This is a genomic window from Agrobacterium sp. MA01, assembly GCF_009650195.1.
Lineage (GTDB): Bacteria > Pseudomonadota > Alphaproteobacteria > Rhizobiales > Rhizobiaceae > Allorhizobium.
On the sequence record NZ_CP045854.1, the window covers coordinates 4047093 to 4064110 of the forward strand.

Sequence of the window (17018 nt, forward strand, 5' to 3'; positions counted from 1 at the left end):
CAGCAATGACACCAAGGAGGAGGGCGCGATGCGACCCAGTACTGTTTCCATGCTCATCGGCAGCGTCTCCGCTGCGATCCTCGGCTTTGTCTCCCCGGCACTGGCCGCCGGCAAGACGCTGACCGTCTACACCTATGAGAGCTTCGTCTCCGAATGGGGTCCCGGCCCAAAGGTCAAGGAAGCCTTCGAACAGACCTGCGACTGCACCGTCAACTTCGTCGGCGTCGCCGATGGCGTGGCGCTGCTGACCCGTCTCAAGCTCGAAGGCGAGACCTCGAAGGCCGATGTCGTGCTCGGTCTCGACACCAATCTCGTCGAGGAAGCCAAGCAGACCGGCCTCTTCGAAGCACATGGCGTTGATGCCGCCAATGTTCAGGTGCCCGGCGGTTTCAGCGACGATGTCTTCCTGCCCTATGACTACGGCCATTTCGCCGTGATCTACGACACCGAGGTCATCAAGACCCCGCCGACGAGCCTGAAGGACCTGGTCGAGGGGGACCCGGCCCAAAAGATCGTCATCCAGGATCCGCGCACCTCGACGCCGGGTCTCGGCCTGCTGCTCTGGGTCAAGTCGGTCTATGGTGACCAGGCACCGGAAGCCTGGGCAAAGCTCAAGGATCGTGTCCTGACCGTCACGCCAGGCTGGTCGGAAGCCTATGGCCTGTTCACCAAGGGCGAGGCACCGATGGTCCTCTCCTACACCACCTCGCCGGCCTATCACATGGTCGCCGAAGAGACCGACCGCTATCAGGCGGCCGAGTTCTCCGAAGGGCATTATATCCAGATCGAGGTCGCAGGCCTTCTGAAGACGGCGCCGGAAAAGGAACTCGCCCGCCAGTTCCTCGCCTTCATGCTGCAGCCCGGCTTCCAGGACACCATCCCCACCAACAACTGGATGATGCCGGTCGCTGCCACATCAGAGCCCCTGCCGGACGCCTTCGGCAAGCTCGTCCAGCCGAAGACCACCTTCCTGATGGACCCGGCCGAAGTTGCGGCCAACCGTCAGGCCTGGATCGACGAGTGGCTGAAGGCCATGACGCTGAAGTAACACCGGATGCTCCGACCGCTTCACCAGTCGAGACGTCAGAGGCTGCCCGCTCTCGCGGGCGGCCTTTTGGTTTTGCTGGCCGTGGCGGCTTTCGTCGGCATCGCCCTGACCGCACTGCTCGCCGGGAGAATGACCGTCGGCATTCTGCAGGCCTTCGGCGATCCAGTCGTCCGTTCGGTGCTGTCATTCACCCTCTGGCAGGCCTTCCTGTCGACGCTCCTCTCCGTCGGGCTTGCCTTGCCTGTCGTCAGCGCGCTTGCTCGACAGCCGGCTTTCCCCGGACGAATCTGGCTGATCCGTCTGATGGCGGTTCCCATGGGACTTCCCGTTCTGATCGGCGCACTGGGTCTGATCGGTATTTTCGGCCGCAACGGCATCGTCAACGATGCCTTGGGAGGCCTCGGTCTCTCGCAGCCCATCTCGGTCTACGGCCTGACCGGAATTCTGATTGCCCATGTCTTTTTCAACCTGCCGCTTGCCACACGACTGATGCTGTCTGCCCTGGAGCGCGTGCCGGCCGAATACTGGCGGATGTCGGCAAGTCTCGGCCTCTCGCCGATCGCCACCTTCCGCTTCATCGAGTGGCCTGTCCTGGCGCGCGTCATCCCGGGGGCCGCGGGGCTGATCTTCATGCTCTGCGTGACGAGCTTCACGCTGGTGCTGATCTTCGGCGGGGGGCCTGCTGCAACGACAATCGAGGTCGCCATCTACCAGGCTCTGCGCTTCGACTTCAATCCGGAGCGCGCCGTATCGCTGGCACTGCTGCAGATCACGGTCACCGGCGTGATCCTCATCGGCCTCAGCCTGCTGCCCGCAGCCTCCGACACCGGTGTCACAAGCGGGCGCCGTTTCCCTCGTTTCGATGGCCGACGCCCGCTCGTCCGTTTGATCGACGCGCTGCTGCTCTCGCTGGCCGGCCTCTTTCTCATCCTGCCGCTTGGCCAGGTCGTCGTCTCGGGACTACAGGCAGACCTCGCTCGGCTGATATCGCAATCGACGTTCCAGCAGGCGGCTCTGACAAGCCTGCTCGTAGCGCTCGTGTCAGGCGTTACGGCGACACTGCTTGCCTTTGGCGCGGTCGCAGCAAGGACCGAAATCGACACGCAGCGAAACCGGAATGTCGGCAATCGCCTCATGTCGATCGCGCTTGCCTCGCTCTCATCGCTGGTTCTGCTTGTGCCGACGAGCGTGCTTGCCACCGGCTGGTTTCTCGCGCTCCGATCGAGCGGTGAGATCGCAAACTTCGCGCCCTTGGTCGTCGCCGGCATCAATGCCCTGATGGCCCTGCCGTTTGCCGTGCGCGTGCTGGAGCCGGCCTATCGCGAGCACCGTGCGCGCACGGGTCGTCTCGCTGAAAGCCTCGGCCTGTCCGTCGCTCAGCGTCTGCGCCGCGTCGACTGGCCGGAGCTGAAACGACCATTTCTGACCGCGCTCGCCTTTTCCATGGCACTTTCCTTGGGAGATCTCGGAGCAGTCGCCCTGTTCGGCTCGGAAAACATCATGACACTACCCGCCCTCATCTATGCGTCCATGGGAAGCTACCGCAGCACGGATGCTGATGGACTTGCTCTGTTGCTCGGAATGATGTGTCTCCTCCTCGCGCTCCTCGGAGCGCCTGGAACGCGTCAGGCAAGTGAACGGGAGGCCCCCGATGCGCGATGAGACTTCGACGGCAATCCGCCTCGATGCGGTGCGACTTACACTCGGCCAAAGCGAGTTTCACTTCGATTTCGGTCTCGATGCCGGCAAGATCACGTGTATTGTCGGCCCATCCGGATCCGGCAAGTCGACCCTGCTCAACCTCGTCTCCGGCTTCGAGCAACCTGAGACCGGCCGGATCAAAATAGCTGATCGAGATGTAACGGATCTGGCGCCGGCGGAGAGGCCGGTCTCGCTGGTCTTCCAGGACAACAACCTCTTTGCCCATCTCGACCTGTTCACCAATATCGGCCTCGGCATCCATCCTGGCATGCGTTTGACCTCCGCTGACCGCAAGGCGATCTCCGCCGCTTTGGATCGCGTGGGCCTCGCGGGCTACGAGCGGCGGCTGCCGGGTTCTCTCTCGGGCGGAGAGCGGCAGCGGGCAGCCTTTGCCCGGGCGCTAGTCCGCAGCCTCCCGATCCTGCTCCTCGACGAGCCCTTCGCCGCATTGGATCCTGGTCTGCGAAGCGCAATGGTTGACCTTCTCGCCGAACTCCATGCTGAAACATCGGCCACCGTCCTGCTCGTCACCCACGATCCGCGTGACGTCATACGTTTGGCGGACCATGTCGTTTTCCTCGAAAACGGCCATGTCGTGGTGAATGCATCGAAGAGCGATTTTCTCGCGAGAACAGATGTCACAGCCGTGCGCGACTTCCTCGGCACGACGGCAATTGCACCCCAATCGCCTTAATTTCGTCGCCCGCGCCTGCCATGCGCGTTGGGAATAGTTGTTCCTGCAGCAAGACCATTGGTCATTTGCCTCGGCGTGACTATCTTCTGGAGCGAGTGGTGTTTTCGCACTATGTGAAATGCTGCCGGATCAGCAGAATGCGGATATCGGCTGAAGGCAATTGGATGCTGCACCCGGATGTTGCCAGGTTGGCGATCGTTCGGGAACAGGGTGAAGGGGCAGGATGCAGTTTTTGAGCCGGAACAGCGCGATAGCTGCAGAGACGAATCTGCGGCGCCGGCCTTTCAGGTTTGCGTCGAGTGTCGCCGTGATCGTCTCGGCGGGCCTCGTCCTATCCTCCTGCCAGTCGCTGTTCGAGCAGGCCTACGAGCCGTCCGTTGCGCCTTCCAGCAATCCACAGATCGTCGACGAAGTGCAGAAAGGCGATCCGCGCGCCCAGATGGGTGCCCGTGAACACCCGCGCATCGTCGCATCCTATGGCGGCGAATACTCCGACGCCAAGACAGAACGCCTCGTCGCCCGCATCGCCGGTGCCCTGACGGCGGTTTCGGAAAACCCGAACCAGTCCTATCGCATCACCATCCTGAACTCGCCGGCGATCAACGCCTTTGCGCTGCCGGGCGGCTATCTCTACGTGACACGCGGCCTCCTGGCGCTCGCTAATGACGCCTCGGAAGTGGCAGCCGTTCTCAGCCATGAAATGGCGCATGTGACCGCGAACCACGGCATCGAACGCCAGCGTCGCGAAGAGGCGGAAGTGATTGCGAGCCGCGTCGTCGCCGAGGTTCTGTCGAGCGATCTCGCCGGCAAGCAGGCGCTGGCCCGCGGCAAGCTGCGCCTTGCCGCCTTCTCGCGCCAGCAGGAGCTGCAGGCCGACGTCATCGGCGTGCGCACGCTGGGTGAAGCCGGCTATGATCCCTATGCCGCCGCCCGTTTCCTCGATTCCATGGCCCGCTACAGCCAGTTCAGCTCGGTCGATCCCGATGCCGACCAGAGCCTGGACTTCCTCTCGAGCCATCCGAACGCGCCGCAGCGTGTCGAACTGGCAAAACGCCATGCACGTGCCTTTGGTCCGGAAGGCAGCCATGGCGAAACCGGCCGCGACTATTACCTGAACGGCATTGACGGCCTGCTCTATGGCGACAGCCCCCAGGAAGGCTTCGTCCGTGGCCAGACCTTCCTGCATGGGCAACTCGGAATTCGCTTTGACGTGCCCCAGGGCTTCCAGATCGACAACAAGGTCGAGGCCGTCCTCGCCACCGGACCTGGCGATGTGGCCATCCGTTTTGACGGCGTGGCCGACAGTCAGAAGATCAGCCTGCCGAACTATATCTCAAGCGGCTGGGTAACCGGTCTCCTGCCGGATACGATCCGCACCATAACCGTCAACGGGTTGGAAGCGGCAACCGCCCGCGCCTCCGCCGATCGCTGGGATTTCGATATCACCGTCATCCGGATCGGGCCGCAGATCTTCCGCTTCCTGACGGCAGTGCCCAAGGGCAGCCCGGCTCTGGAAACAACGGCAGCCCAGCTGCGCGCCTCCTTCCGCCGGATCACGCCGCAGGAAGCAGCCTCACTGAAGCCGCTCCGCGTCCGAGTGGTAACGGTCGGTTCCAACGACTCGGTCGGAACCTTGTCGGCACGTATGATGGGCACCGACCGCAAGCTCGAACTCTTCCGGCTGATCAACGCGCTCGGCCCGACCTCGACGGTCACCCCAGGCATGCGCGTCAAGATCATCTCGGAGTGACAAGGTCGCGCCCTGGCCCTCCCAGACGAATCCACGGGAAGACTGCGGATATCTGAAGGCGGCGAATGCCATATGCTACGTTGGTGAAAGCCTGCGTGCGGGAACAAGCTCGCCTATCAGTTTGATGGCTCCCGGAATTGACAACATGAATGTCATTATGACATTGTAATTGTCATGAGAAAATCTGAACAGCTTTATCGCCTCATCTGGTTGTCGCGTCCGCTCATGCAGGCCGCGGAGGCGCGTGTCGAGAGAGGGTTGGACGGCACCGGGCTGACCGTTCGCATGCGGGCAGTACTTGAGATCCTTCACGCCCATGGGAGCGCCAGCGTACCCGAACTCGCGATAAAGCTTGAGATCAAACGACAGTATGTCCAGCTGATGGTCAACGAAACGCTTGCGGCAGGCCTCACAGTCGGCCGCACCAACCCGCGTCACAAGCGATCCACGATGATTGCGCTTACCCCCAAGGGCCAGAGCCTGATCGAAGACGTCGTGATGCGTGAAAAACGGCTGGTGGAACAGCTCGGCGCCGAGATTGATGCGAGTGATATCGAGACGGCACTTCAGGTGGTGAGGATCCTACTTGAGAAGCTGAAGACCGACGGGGAGGAGCAAGCGAAGTGATAGGCCAGATCCTTACCATAGCCGCCCTTTCCGGGCTTGTTTGGCTTGCGAACGGCGTCAGACAGATCGGTGCCGTCAGTCGCGGCGAGCCCATTGGCAGCCGTCCCGGGACGGCCCTGCTCCTGATCGATCTGCAGTCCGTGTTCTGGGACGAAGGTCCCTATGAGGACGCAGCAAAGGCGGATGCGATGTCAGCCATCCTCGCCGAAGTGGCGAAGGCGAAGGCCGAAAATCTGCCGATCATCGCGGTGCGTCAGGAGTGGTCCATCCCTTCGACAAAGATCATCGCGCGACTGACGATGAGAGGCCAAGCAATTGAGGGAACGCCCGGAACCCAGATCGCGAAGCCCTTTGAAGGGCTTGCCGAACACGTCCTTGTCAAGAGAGTTCAGGACGCATTCGAGAAGGGCGAGCTGGACGAGCTTCTGGAAAGGCTCGACGTGGGTAAGCTTCGAATTGTCGGGCTGGATTTCCGATATTGTGTCGCAAAGACCGCCCTTGCCGCCCGTCAGAGGGGGTATGCAGTCGAAGTCGCCACCCGGGCGACCTTGTGCGTCAATCAAACTGCTGGTGATGAAACCCGCGGCATACTCTCTTCAAACGCTGTCATTCTGAGATAGGGCGCGCCCAGCGCCTCTTCCTTGATAAGGCCCGTCAGGCATTGAAGTTTGCATGAAAAAGCCGGCATCTCCGCCGGCTTTTTCATTGTGATCTGTGATTGCCGCTCACATTGCCATTTCAAGGCGAGCTGCACTCGGGGCCTTATCCGTGAGGGCGACTTTCAGTTTTTCCAAGGCCCGCGTTTCGATCTGGCGGACACGTTCCTTGGAAATCCCGAGCTCGGCGCCGAGTTCTTCCAGCGTTGCGCCATCTTCCGTGAGGCGCCGCGCCTTGATGATCCGGCTTTCACGCTCGTTGAGGCGGTTCATTGCATCCTTCAGCCAGCCATTCCAGCGTTCGCCATCGATGATGGACGTCACCTGCTCGTCCGGCAGCGCCTCATTGCTCTCCAGCATCTCAAGCTGTTCGGTACCTTCGCCATTGCGACCAGCTACAGGGGTCTGCAGAGAAGCATCGTTGCCGGAGAGGCGTGCATCCATCGACTGAACGTCGGCGAGGCTGACGCCGAGCGCAGAAGCGATTTCCTGGTGTATCGCCTGGTCGGAGAGGCGATTGTCGCCCTGAGCGAGCTTGGCGCGCAGGCGACGCAGGTTGAAGAACAGCGCTTTCTGACTGGAGCTGGTGCCACCGCGGACGATCGACCAGTTGCGCAGGATATAGTCCTGCATCGAGGCCCGGATCCACCAGCCGGCATAGGTCGAGAAGCGCACTTCGCGACCTGGGTCGAAGCGGGCAGCCGCTTCGAGAAGGCCGATATAGCCTTCCTGGATCAGATCGTTAAGCGGCAGACCGAAACCACGGAACTTGGAAGCCATGGCAATGACCAGACGCATATGCGCCTGGGCGATGCGGTTTCGCGCTCCCTGATCGTCATTTTCCTTCCAGCGGATCGCGAGGTCGAGCTCTTCCTCGCGCTCCAGATAGGGCTGTGACATGGCATACTTTATGATGTGTCTGTCAGCGGATGTGGCTTTCATCGAACATCTCCATGGTCTCTCGGGACCGCTGGCCTCTCGCAGGCCTATTTGCCGGCATTGTTTGCTGAACGGTTCAGTCTCGGTCAGGTTCCAACAATGTCGAACAGGGCGGTGGTTGCATCACTCTCATCTGCTTGTCTGACCACTATTACGGGCCGTGTACGACATCGGATTTCCGCATTGGGTGCGACCTTCTGTCGAACAGGGATGATCACGGTGAAGTGAGAGAAAGAGGGCCGAGCTGGGCGCGGCGACAGGGAAAACGCAAAACGGCGCGGATTGCCCCGCGCCGTCGGATCAGAACTCAGAAGTTAGTTCAGGCGGAAAGCGCCTTGAACTCCTCAAGGATCGCATCACCCATCTCAACAGTGCCGACCTGGCGGCAACCGTCGGCCATGATGTCACCGGTGCGGATGCCCTTGTCCAGCACATTGGCAATTGCCTTCTCAAGGCGATCGGCTTCCGTGACCATGTTGAACGAGTAGCGCAGGCACATGGCAAACGAGGCGATCATCGCGATCGGGTTGGCGATGCCCTTGCCGGCGATGTCCGGTGCCGAGCCGTGAACGGGCTCGTAAAGCGCCTTGCGCTTGCCGGTCTTGGCGTCCGGAGCGCCGAGCGAAGCGGATGGCAGCATGCCCAGCGAACCGGTCAGCATGGCGGCCACGTCGGAAAGCATGTCGCCGAACAGGTTGTCGGTGACGATGACGTCGAACTGCTTCGGCGCACGCACAAGCTGCATGCCGCCGGCATCGGCCAGCATGTGGTCGAGCTTGACGTCGGAGAACTTCTCCTTGTGCGTCGCCGTCACGACCTGGTTCCACAACACGCCCGACTTCATGACGTTGCGCTTTTCCATCGAGCAGACGGCATTGTTGCGGGTGCGGGCCAGTTCGAAGGCGACGGCGGAGATACGCTCGATCTCGTAGGTGTCATAGACCTGCGTATCCACGGCACGCTTCTGGCCATTGCCGAGATCGGTAATGGTCTTCGGCTCGCCGAAGTAAACGCCACCGGTCAGCTCGCGGACGATGAGGATGTCGAGACCCTCGACCAGTTCCGGCTTCAGCGACGAGGCATTGGCAAGCGCGGGATAGCAAATCGCCGGACGCAGATTGGCGAAGAGCTCGAGATCCTTGCGCAGGCGCAAGAGGCCGGCTTCCGGGCGCACGTCATAGGGCACATCATCCCACTTCGGACCGCCGACGGCACCGAAGAGAACGGCGTCGGCGGCAAGCGCCTTGGACATGTCTTCTTCCGAGATCGCTGCTCCATGCGCGTCGTAGGCGCAACCGCCGACAAGACCTTCGTCGGTGACGAAGCCGGCGCCCTGCGCCTCGTTCATATAGGCGATGATCTTTCGAACTTCGGCCATGGCCTCGGGGCCGATGCCGTCGCCGGGGAGAAGAAGAAGATTGCGAGCCGTCATGGAAACCCTCCACTCGAAAAAGAAGTCGCGGTGTCTTACGCGCGGGTCAGGGGCATTTCAAGCGAGATAGGGCGGAAACGGTACGGTTCCGGCCATTCCAAGCAAGGGCTTCCCGGTTGACCCGGTTGTTTCCGAGGTCCAAAAGATCTGCATCCCTCCAGCATCCCCGAGTGCCCCATGCCGCTTTCTCCCCTTCATATCGAGACGCCACTCCTACGCACGGCCGCCGACTACAGCGCGAGCGGCTTGCCTCTCTGGCTCAAGCTCGATGCCTTGCAGCCTTCCGGCAGCTTTAAGCTGCGTGGGGTGGGACTGCTCTGCCAGCACGAGGTCGCCAAGGGGGCGAAGGAAATCTTCTGCGCCTCTGGCGGTAATGCAGGCATTGCCGCCGCCGTTGCCGGCAAGGCGCTCGGCGTCCCGGTGACGATCGTCGTGCCGGAAACCACGTTCGCCGAGGTTCGCACGCGAATTGCCGCGACAGGTGCCAAGGTCATGGTCCACGGGTCCGTCTTCGACGAGGCGAACGCCCATGCGGTGGCACTCGCGGCGGAACGCAAGGCCGCCTACGTCCATCCTTATGATCATCCGCTGCTGTGGGAAGGTCACGCGACCCTGATCGACGAGGTGGTCAAATCAGGTGCGGAATTCGATTGCGTGGTGACGAGCGTCGGCGGTGGCGGACTGCTCGCAGGCATCGTCGAAGGGCTGCGGCGCAACGGGCTGCGCGACATCCCCGTCATTGCGGTCGAGACGGAAGGTGCCGCTTCCCTGAACGCTGCCGTTCTCGCCGGGGAACGTGTTACGCTGCCGACCATTACCTCGATTGCCAATTCGCTCGGCGCGCGCCAGGTCGCACAACATGTCTTCGATCTTCTGGAAACCCATCCGATCGAAAGCGTTGTTGTGACCGACGCCGAGGCCGTTGCGGCCTGCCTGAAATTTGCCGATGCCCAGCGGATCCTCGTCGAACCTGCCTGTGGCGCAGCGCTCGCCGTGGCTGACGTTCATGTCGATCTGCTGGCGCGTTACAAGGCACCGCTGATCGAGGTCTGCGGCGGGATCGGCGTATCGCTCGCAGCGCTTGAAGCCTGGCGGGCCCGTTTCCTCTAAGGCCAAAGAAAAAGCCGGGCGCGAGCCCGGCTTCATCAATTCAGCGCTTGAGCGACGCTCACGCCCAGGGGCGTTGGGCGGCGTTGGACTGCTCGAAGGTCGAGATGCTCGTTGCCTTCTCAAGTGTCAGGCCGATATCGTCGAGGCCATTCAGCAGGCAGTGGCGCTTGAAGGCGTCGATCTCGAAGGCGATCTTGCCGCCATCCGGACCGGTGATCTCCTGAGATTCCAGGTCGACGGTCAGCACGGCGTTGGAACCGCGCGAGGCATCATCCATCAGCTTGTCGAGGTCTGACTGGCTGACGACGATCGGCAGGATGCCGTTCTTGAAACAGTTGTTGTAGAAGATGTCGGCAAACGACGTGGAGATCACGCAACGGATGCCGAAGTCGAGAAGCGCCCACGGGGCATGCTCACGCGAGGAACCGCAACCGAAGTTATCGCCGGCAACGAGGATCTGCGCATTGCGATAGGCCGGCTTGTTGAGAACGAAATCCGCGTTCTCCGAACCGTCTTCCTTGTAGCGCGCTTCGGCGAACAGGCCGGTGCCGAGACCGGTGCGCTTGATGGTCTTCAGGTAATCCTTGGGGATGATCATGTCCGTGTCGACATTGACGACCGGAAGCGGTGCAGCGACACCGGTGAGCTTTACGAACTTGTCCATCAGTCTGCCTTCGATCTGGCTAATGCGCGTTTGATGCCTCGCCCATAGAGCAAAACCGCAGAAATTTGAAGGAGAATCTTGAGGAGGCTCTATCGCCGTTTTCCAAGCGATAGCCACATCTCACCCGATGGACAGGTGAGATGATGGAGCGACCTTCGGCCAGATCAAAGATCGATGATCGTACCCTTGCCGTCGTTCCAGACGCGCACGTCATCGCGACGCTTGGCTTTCACATAGGCCGGAGCGCGCTTCGTCTTGCCCATCAGCATGCGGGCGCCGAGCGTCACGGTCAGGAGTGCGCCAATCACCAGAGTGAGCGACACCGCAAAGGCGGCGGCAAGGCCGACAAAAGCGAGGCCAACAAGGGCATAGGCGGCGGAGCGGATGTTCTGCATGATCTTGTCCTTTCGCAGTTACCAAGGTGGTCCTTATCCCAAGGCTTTGCAAGGGCCTTTCACCCAATTGTCATCTTGCGTGGGCGGGCAAAGCTTGCCAGAACTCGGCCATGACATCAGAGGCCTCCTCCTTTCGCTTTCACCACCCGTCTCGGCTTCGCCGATCGGTCCTGACGGTGCCCGCGATCAACGACCGCGCCCTGGAGAAGGTGACGGGCCTTGATTGCGATACCGTCATCTTCGATCTCGAGGATTCCGTGGCCGAAGACCGGAAGGCCGACGCCCGGCACAAGCTTCTGGAATTCTTGCGAAATGCCGATCTCGGCCATCGCGAGCGCATCGTCAGGATCAATGCCTCCGACACACCGCATTTCCGCGAAGACATGAGGCTCGTCTTGCAGTGCGTGCCCGACGCCGTGCTGCTGCCTAAGGTCGAGGAACCGGTCACGGTGCAGGACGTGGCGGACCTGATCGGCGAGCAGGATGCGGCGGAAGGTCTCAGGATCTGGGCCATGATCGAAACGCCGCGCGGTGTGCTCAACGCGGCAGCGATTGCCTCTTCGGGGCGCACCAGCGACAGCCGGCTCGACGCCTTCGTCGTTGGGCTGAACGATCTGCGCAAGGCCACCGGCATTCCGGCAGCGACCGGACGCACCTATCTGGTGCCCTATCTGATGCAGGTCGTACTTGCCGCCCGGGCCTATGGGCTCGATGTGATCGACAGCGTGTCGAACGATTTTCGCGACCTCGAGGCCTTCTCCGCCGAATGCGCCCAGGGCAGGGCCATGGGCTTCGACGGCAAGATGCTGATCCATCCGGCGCAGATCGAACCCGCCAATCGCCATTTCGGCCCCTCGGAAGCCGCGATTGCCGAGGCGCGGCTCGTGGCCGACGCCTTTTCCGACCCGGCCCATGCGGGCCTCAACGTTATCAACATCGATGGGCGGATGATCGAACGACTGCATGCCGAGGAGGCCGCCCGCCTTCTCGCCAAGCTCGCCCTGATCACTGCCAGAAAGGACAAGCCATGAAAGTCTATCGTTTTCTCACCGGCCCGGATGATTCGAGCTTCTGCCACCGCGTCACCGACGCGCTGAACAAGGGCTGGGAACTGCACGGCTCGCCAAGCCACACATTCAACGCTGCCGAGAACAAGCTATATTGCGGCCAGGCCGTGGTGAAGACGGTGCATGGCAAGGATTACGATCCCAGCATGAAGCTCGGTGAGCAGTGAATGTCCTCTCCCCGTTGTGGGAGTCTCATCTCCCCCTTGGTGGGGGAGAAAGCGATTTCGATGAATTAGGCGAGCGAAAGCCGCCTAAACATCTGAAATCGCAAGAGAGGGGGTCCGTTCGTCGTGCCCGCAGCACCGATCCCCTCACCAGCAAAATCTGAAGTTTAGGTGGCTTGCGCTCACCTAAGCCTTCGATTTTGCAACCTCTCCCACAAGGGGGGAGAGGCGGGCGCGGCGGCTTCAGCTCGGGCGCATGCTGAGGTGGTGGCCTGGCCCTTCGAGGCCCGACAAGGTCGGGCGCCTCAGGGTGAGGGGAAATCTATTGCTGTCAAAAACCCCAAGCTTCGCCGCCGGTCGGGATCGCTCCCTCCGGGTGGTCTGAAATTTGTCTCGGACGAGGCGCCAGAAGCAACCCGTCTAGGTAGTTTTATGTGGCTCCTTCCGGCGCCTCGTTCGGCGTCTATTCCCGCTGCATGCGTCTCTCTGGCAAGGCGGCGACGGTCCTCGTCATCCTCGGGCTTGACCCGAGGACCGAAGATTGACCGGGCGCGGGTCCGGCTGCGGCATCACCGTGAGGTGGCGCTTCAGCCTGGCCGGTGGCCCGGGAGGTTCCCGCCGGATGGTGCACCATTCCGACCGGGACCCTCGCCCGGGGGATGATTGTCTCGCCATTTGCGGCCCGGCGCTCATCCCCGCCGTTTTATTCGCCCCGCTGTCTGGATGTTCGCGACAGCATTGGCGCCTTGTCTGTGTGCCTCTGAGGCACGTCCTTCCGATCGGGGGTTTCAGGCGTCCAGCATCCGGCTGTCCACCGTCACTTCCACCCCCTCGTCCGGAGGGAGACCGTTGCAGCGGGCCGGGGATTTGGATCTGCGACAACCCTCCACCCCGGCGCCGGCCCCGCCTCGCCTGACATCGCATCGTCAGGTGTATCCGAGGGCGGGACGGGAATTAGGGTAAGGGGGTGGAAATGGGCGGGGATGAAAAAACTTTGTTTTGTTGATTTTGTTGCGGGATTTTTGAAAGTCGTCCCCCTTTTTTGGCGGTTGGCGCCGAGTTTGTGGCTTCGCCCCTCACCCTACCCTCTCCCCGCAGGCGGGGAGAGGGGGTGCAAGCGGTTGATGTCTCGGCCTTCTCCCCGCTTGCGGGGAGAAGGTGCCCGAGGGCGGATGAGGGGCAAAGCCGCAATGGGGAGGCACCAACGCCTCCATCGCCTTCCCCATTGATTCGCAACCCCGACAGGCGTAAAAGGCCTCGTGTTCCGTGGTGATTTGGCCGGCCGGCTTGCAGCCACGTAAAATAAGTCGCTAAAGGGCCGAGGCGAGTTTGAAGACTTTCCAAGGACCGGTAGCGATATAAAAGCTGCCGGTATTTTTGTTTCCGCGGTCTGAAACCGCCGTGACAAGGAAAGTCGAGAGTAAGATGCCGATCAGGATCCCCGATACGCTGCCCGCCTTTGAAACCCTCGTGCATGAGGGCGTGCGGGTCATGACCGAAACCATGGCCATTCGCCAGGACATTCGCCCGTTGCAGATCGGCCTGCTCAACCTCATGCCGAACAAGATCAAGACCGAGGTGCAGTTCGCCCGGCTGATCGGCGCCTCGCCGCTACAGGTGGAGCTGACGCTGGTGCGCGTCGGTGGCCACAAGGCCAAGAATACGCCGGAAGAGCATCTTCTTTCCTTCTACCAGACCTGGGACGAGGTGAAGGATCGCAAGTTCGACGGCTTCATCATCACCGGCGCGCCGGTGGAGACCCTGCCCTTTGAGGAGGTCACCTACTGGCCGGAGCTGGAAGAGATCCTTGATTGGACCGAGACCAACGTGCATTCGACGATGAATGTCTGCTGGGGCGGCATGGCAGCGATCTACCACTTCCACAAGGTGCCGAAACATGCGCTGAAGGAGAAGGCCTTCGGCGTCTATCGCCACCGCAACCTGGCGCCTTCTTCGGTGTACCTGAACGGCTTCTCTGATGATTTTCAGGTGCCGGTCTCGCGCTGGACGGAAGTCCGTCGCCAAGACATCGAGAAGGTGCCGGAACTGGAGATCCTGCTCGAATCCGACGAGATGGGTGTGTGCCTGGTGCAGGAGAAACGGGCCAAACGGCTCTACATGTTCAACCATGTCGAATATGACTCGACCTCGCTCGGCGACGAGTATTTCCGCGACAAGAATGCCGGCATTCCGATCAAGCTGCCGCACAATTATTTCCCGCACAATGACGACACGCTGACGCCGCTCAACCGCTGGCGCGGCCACGCGCATCTTCTGTTCGGCAACTGGATCAACGAGATCTACCAGATGACGCCATACGATCTGAATGAGATCGGCAAGGATCTGGCAGGCTGACAGCGACACGGGGGACGGGAGCGGATTTTGCCAGGACAGGCGGGGTCCGCTATGACAGGATGCTGCCGCCGATGAACCGAGCCATTGTCATCCGATGTTTCTGCCGTTTTTTCTGCGTCTGAAAGAAGAGAAGGTTCCCGTGACCCTGCGGGAATATCTGGCGCTGCTCGAAGGCCTGCAGTCAGGTCTGGTCGACTTCGATCCCGAAGGTTTCTACTACCTCGCCCGCACCACCCTGGTGAAGGATGAGCGCTTCATCGACCGATTCGACCGGGTTTTTTCCGAGATCTTCGGTGGCATCCTGAGCGAGGGCGCAGCAGAAGGCGTCGATCGGCAGACAATCCCCGAAGACTGGCTGCGCAAGATCGCCGAAAAACACCTCTCCGACGAGGACAAGAAGCTGATCGAGGCGCTTGGCGGCTTCGACAAGCTGATGGAAACGCTTAAAAGACGGCTGGCAGAGCAGAAGGAGCGCCACCAGGGCGGCAACAAGTGGATCGGCACGGCCGGCACCTCGCCCTTCGGCGCCTATGGCTACAATCCGGAAGGTGTGCGCATCGGCCAGGAGGAAAGCCGGCATCGGCGTGCCGTGAAGGTCTGGGACCAGCGCGAGTTCCGCAATCTCGACGACCGTGTCGAACTCGGCACCCGCAACATCAAGGTAGCGCTTCGACGGCTGCGCCGCTTTGTGCGCGAGGGAGCTACGGAAGAACTGGATCTCTCCGGCACCATTCGCTCGACCGCAGAGCACGGCTATCTCGACGTGAAGACCCAACCCGAGCGGCGCAATGCCGTGAAGTTGCTGATGTTCTTCGATATCGGCGGCTCGATGGATGAGCATGTCCGCGAGGTCGAGGAACTGTTTTCGGCGGCCCGCTCCGAATTCCGGCATATGGAGTATTTCTACTTCCACAACTGCCCCTATGAGCGCGTCTGGAAAGACAATCAGCGCCGCCACGCCGATACCATCCCGACATCCGACGTCATCAGAACCTTCGGCGCCGACTACCGGCTGATCTTCGTTGGCGATGCGGCGATGAGCCCTTACGAGGTCACCCATCCCGGCGGGTCAGTCGAGCACTGGAACACCGAAAGCGGGGCAGCCTGGCTGACACGATTGACCGATCATTTCCGCCGGCATCTCTGGATCAATCCGCTTCCGCAGGCGAACTGGGACTATACGATGTCCGTCGGCCTGATTCGCCGGCTGATCAGCGACCGGATGTATCCGCTGACGCTGGGCGGCCTGGAGGCGGCAGCCCGCGAATTGGCGCGATGACCGACAGACAAAAGACTTTGATGAATTCAGGCGAGGAAACGACAGGATGACGAAGACGATATTCGGCGTGATGCCCACGGGCGAGGCGGTCGAGAAGGTGGTGCTGAAGGGTGGGGGCCTTACGGCGTCGATCATCACCTTTGGTGCAGTCCTGCAGGATCTGCGTCTGGAGGGACACGATGCACCACTGGTGCTCGGCTTCGAGGATCTCGCCGGCTATCTCGACCATTCCCCCTATTTCGGCGCGACACCCGGACGCTGCGCCAACCGCATCGGCGGCGGGCGCTTCACCCTGGATGGCGTCGACTATCAGCTCGAGCTCAACGAGAAGGGGATCTCCCACCTGCATGGCGGTTCTGATGGCATGGGCCGACAGAACTGGACGATCCTCGATCATGGCGGCGACTTTGTCGTGATGGAGGTGACCGATCCGGACGGTCGCGCCGGCTATCCGGGGACCACGCGCACCCGTGCGAGTTTTGCGCTGAAGGACAGCGGCACCTTCTCTGCCCTCTATGAAACAGTGACCGACAAGCCGACGATCGCCAATGTCTGCCACCACGCCTATTTCAATCTCGATGGCCGTGCAGACATCCTCGGCCATGATCTGATGATCGCGGCCGATCACTATACGCCGGTCGACGAGCGGCTGATCCCCACCGGAGAAATCAGGCCGGTCGAGAACACTGCCTTCGACTTCCGTGAGATGCGCCCGATCCGCCTCGAAGTCGATGGCGCGCAACTCGGCTACGACCATAATTTTTGCTTCTCGAGCAGTCGGGTCGCCAAGCGTAGCGTCTCCCTGGCGCGCAGCGTCAATTCAGGCGTGACCATGGAGATCCTGACATCGGAGCCTGGCGTGCAGTTCTATGCCGGCGGCAAGGTATCGCCGGCTGTTCCCGGCCTCGACGGCCGGCGCTACGGCGCTTTTGCCGGCTTCTGCATGGAAACACAGGTCTGGCCGGACGCGATCAACCATCCGAATTTCCCGAACGCGGTACTGCGACCTGGCGAAGTCCTGCGCCAGGAAACGGATTACATCTTCTCGAAAGCCTGAATGAAGAAAACCGGCTGCGGGGCAACCTGCGGCCGGTAACGCGTTGCAGCGAGCACGGCGCAAAGGCGCCACCAATCCCA

General features: G+C 61.5%; 16 protein-coding genes and 1 riboswitch. Of the genes, 12 read left to right on the forward strand and 4 right to left on the reverse strand.

All coding sequences use genetic code 11. The features are described from left to right. The first annotated feature begins 49 nt into the window (after window positions 1-49). The 6 genes from thiB (at window position 50) to GH983_RS19345 (ending at window position 6440) form a co-directional block, all read left to right on the forward strand. Entirely contained in the window at window positions 50-1048 is a 999-nt protein-coding gene (gene thiB / locus GH983_RS19320) for a thiamine ABC transporter substrate binding subunit (RefSeq protein ID WP_153763648.1), read from the forward strand. A gap of 6 nt (window positions 1049-1054) precedes the next feature. After that, a complete protein-coding gene (locus GH983_RS19325) occupies window positions 1055-2710 on the forward strand; it encodes a thiamine/thiamine pyrophosphate ABC transporter permease ThiP (protein WP_153763263.1) in 1656 nt (551 codons plus the stop codon). Continuing rightward, window positions 2700-3443 (forward strand): thiamine ABC transporter ATP-binding protein, encoded by a 744-nt coding sequence (gene thiQ / locus GH983_RS19330; RefSeq protein WP_069042791.1) that lies wholly within the window; start codon window positions 2700-2702, stop codon window positions 3441-3443. The genes GH983_RS19325 and thiQ overlap by 11 nt, the downstream gene beginning before the upstream one ends. A 223-nt stretch (window positions 3444-3666) precedes the next feature. Then, complete coding sequence (locus GH983_RS19335; protein ID WP_069042790.1) at window positions 3667-5193, forward strand: M48 family metalloprotease; 1527 nt, start codon at window positions 3667-3669, stop codon at window positions 5191-5193. A gap of 174 nt (window positions 5194-5367) precedes the next feature. Further along, window positions 5368-5820, forward strand: a complete 453-nt coding sequence (locus tag GH983_RS19340; RefSeq protein WP_069042789.1) for a MarR family winged helix-turn-helix transcriptional regulator — start codon at window positions 5368-5370, stop codon at window positions 5818-5820. Window positions 5821-5960: 140 nt separating this feature from the next. Continuing rightward, window positions 5961-6440 (forward strand): cysteine hydrolase family protein, encoded by a 480-nt coding sequence (locus GH983_RS19345; protein WP_210251761.1) that lies wholly within the window; start codon window positions 5961-5963, stop codon window positions 6438-6440. Between the two features lie 105 nt (window positions 6441-6545). Here GH983_RS19345 and GH983_RS19350 read toward each other — a convergent pair whose 3' ends face one another. Beyond that, the gene (locus tag GH983_RS19350; protein ID WP_054151352.1) at window positions 6546-7418 is read right to left on the reverse strand and encodes an RNA polymerase factor sigma-32; all 873 of its coding nucleotides are present in this window, start codon (window positions 7416-7418) and stop codon (window positions 6546-6548) included. Window positions 7419-7734: 316 nt separating this feature from the next. Continuing rightward, window positions 7735-8847, reverse strand: coding sequence for a 3-isopropylmalate dehydrogenase (gene leuB / locus GH983_RS19355; protein WP_153763265.1), 1113 nt, complete (start codon window positions 8845-8847; stop codon window positions 7735-7737). A 177-nt stretch (window positions 8848-9024) separates the two neighbouring features. Here leuB and GH983_RS19360 point away from each other — a divergent pair, with 177 nt between their 5' ends. Continuing rightward, the gene (locus GH983_RS19360) at window positions 9025-9957 is read left to right on the forward strand and encodes a pyridoxal-phosphate dependent enzyme (RefSeq protein ID WP_153763266.1); all 933 of its coding nucleotides are present in this window, start codon (window positions 9025-9027) and stop codon (window positions 9955-9957) included. Window positions 9958-10015: 58 nt separating this feature from the next. Here the strand turns inward: GH983_RS19360 and leuD are convergent, their stop codons facing one another. Together leuD and GH983_RS19370 are read right to left on the reverse strand one after the other, a co-directional pair. Continuing rightward, window positions 10016-10621 carry a 3-isopropylmalate dehydratase small subunit gene (gene leuD / locus GH983_RS19365; protein WP_069042786.1) on the reverse strand — a complete coding sequence of 202 codons (606 nt, stop codon included), beginning with the start codon at window positions 10619-10621 and terminating at the stop codon, window positions 10016-10018. A gap of 164 nt (window positions 10622-10785) precedes the next feature. After that, window positions 10786-11016, reverse strand: coding sequence for a hypothetical protein (locus GH983_RS19370; protein ID WP_054151356.1), 231 nt, complete (start codon window positions 11014-11016; stop codon window positions 10786-10788). A 110-nt stretch (window positions 11017-11126) separates the two neighbouring features. Between GH983_RS19370 and GH983_RS19375 the strand changes: the two genes are divergently transcribed. The 5 genes from GH983_RS19375 to GH983_RS19395 all read left to right on the forward strand — a co-directional run bounded on the left by GH983_RS19375 (window position 11127) and on the right by GH983_RS19395 (window position 16938). Further along, a complete protein-coding gene (locus GH983_RS19375; protein ID WP_069042785.1) occupies window positions 11127-12047 on the forward strand; it encodes a CoA ester lyase in 921 nt (306 codons plus the stop codon). Further along, window positions 12044-12250, forward strand: coding sequence for a DUF1737 domain-containing protein (locus GH983_RS19380; protein WP_054151358.1), 207 nt, complete (start codon window positions 12044-12046; stop codon window positions 12248-12250). Before GH983_RS19375 ends, GH983_RS19380 begins: the two co-directional genes overlap by 4 nt. 1253 nt (window positions 12251-13503) lie before the next feature. Continuing rightward, window positions 13504-13581: riboswitch (SAM riboswitch) on the forward strand. Window positions 13582-13672: 91 nt separating this feature from the next. Next, window positions 13673-14602, forward strand: coding sequence for a homoserine O-succinyltransferase (gene metA / locus GH983_RS19385; protein ID WP_153763267.1), 930 nt, complete (start codon window positions 13673-13675; stop codon window positions 14600-14602). Window positions 14603-14696: 94 nt separating this feature from the next. Further along, on the forward strand, window positions 14697-15881 hold the full coding sequence (locus tag GH983_RS19390) for a VWA domain-containing protein (RefSeq protein ID WP_153763268.1): 1185 nt from the start codon (window positions 14697-14699) through the stop codon (window positions 15879-15881). 46 nt (window positions 15882-15927) lie between these two features. Beyond that, window positions 15928-16938 carry an aldose epimerase family protein gene (locus GH983_RS19395; RefSeq protein WP_153763269.1) on the forward strand — a complete coding sequence of 337 codons (1011 nt, stop codon included), beginning with the start codon at window positions 15928-15930 and terminating at the stop codon, window positions 16936-16938. Window positions 16939-17018: the final 80 nt, after the last annotated feature.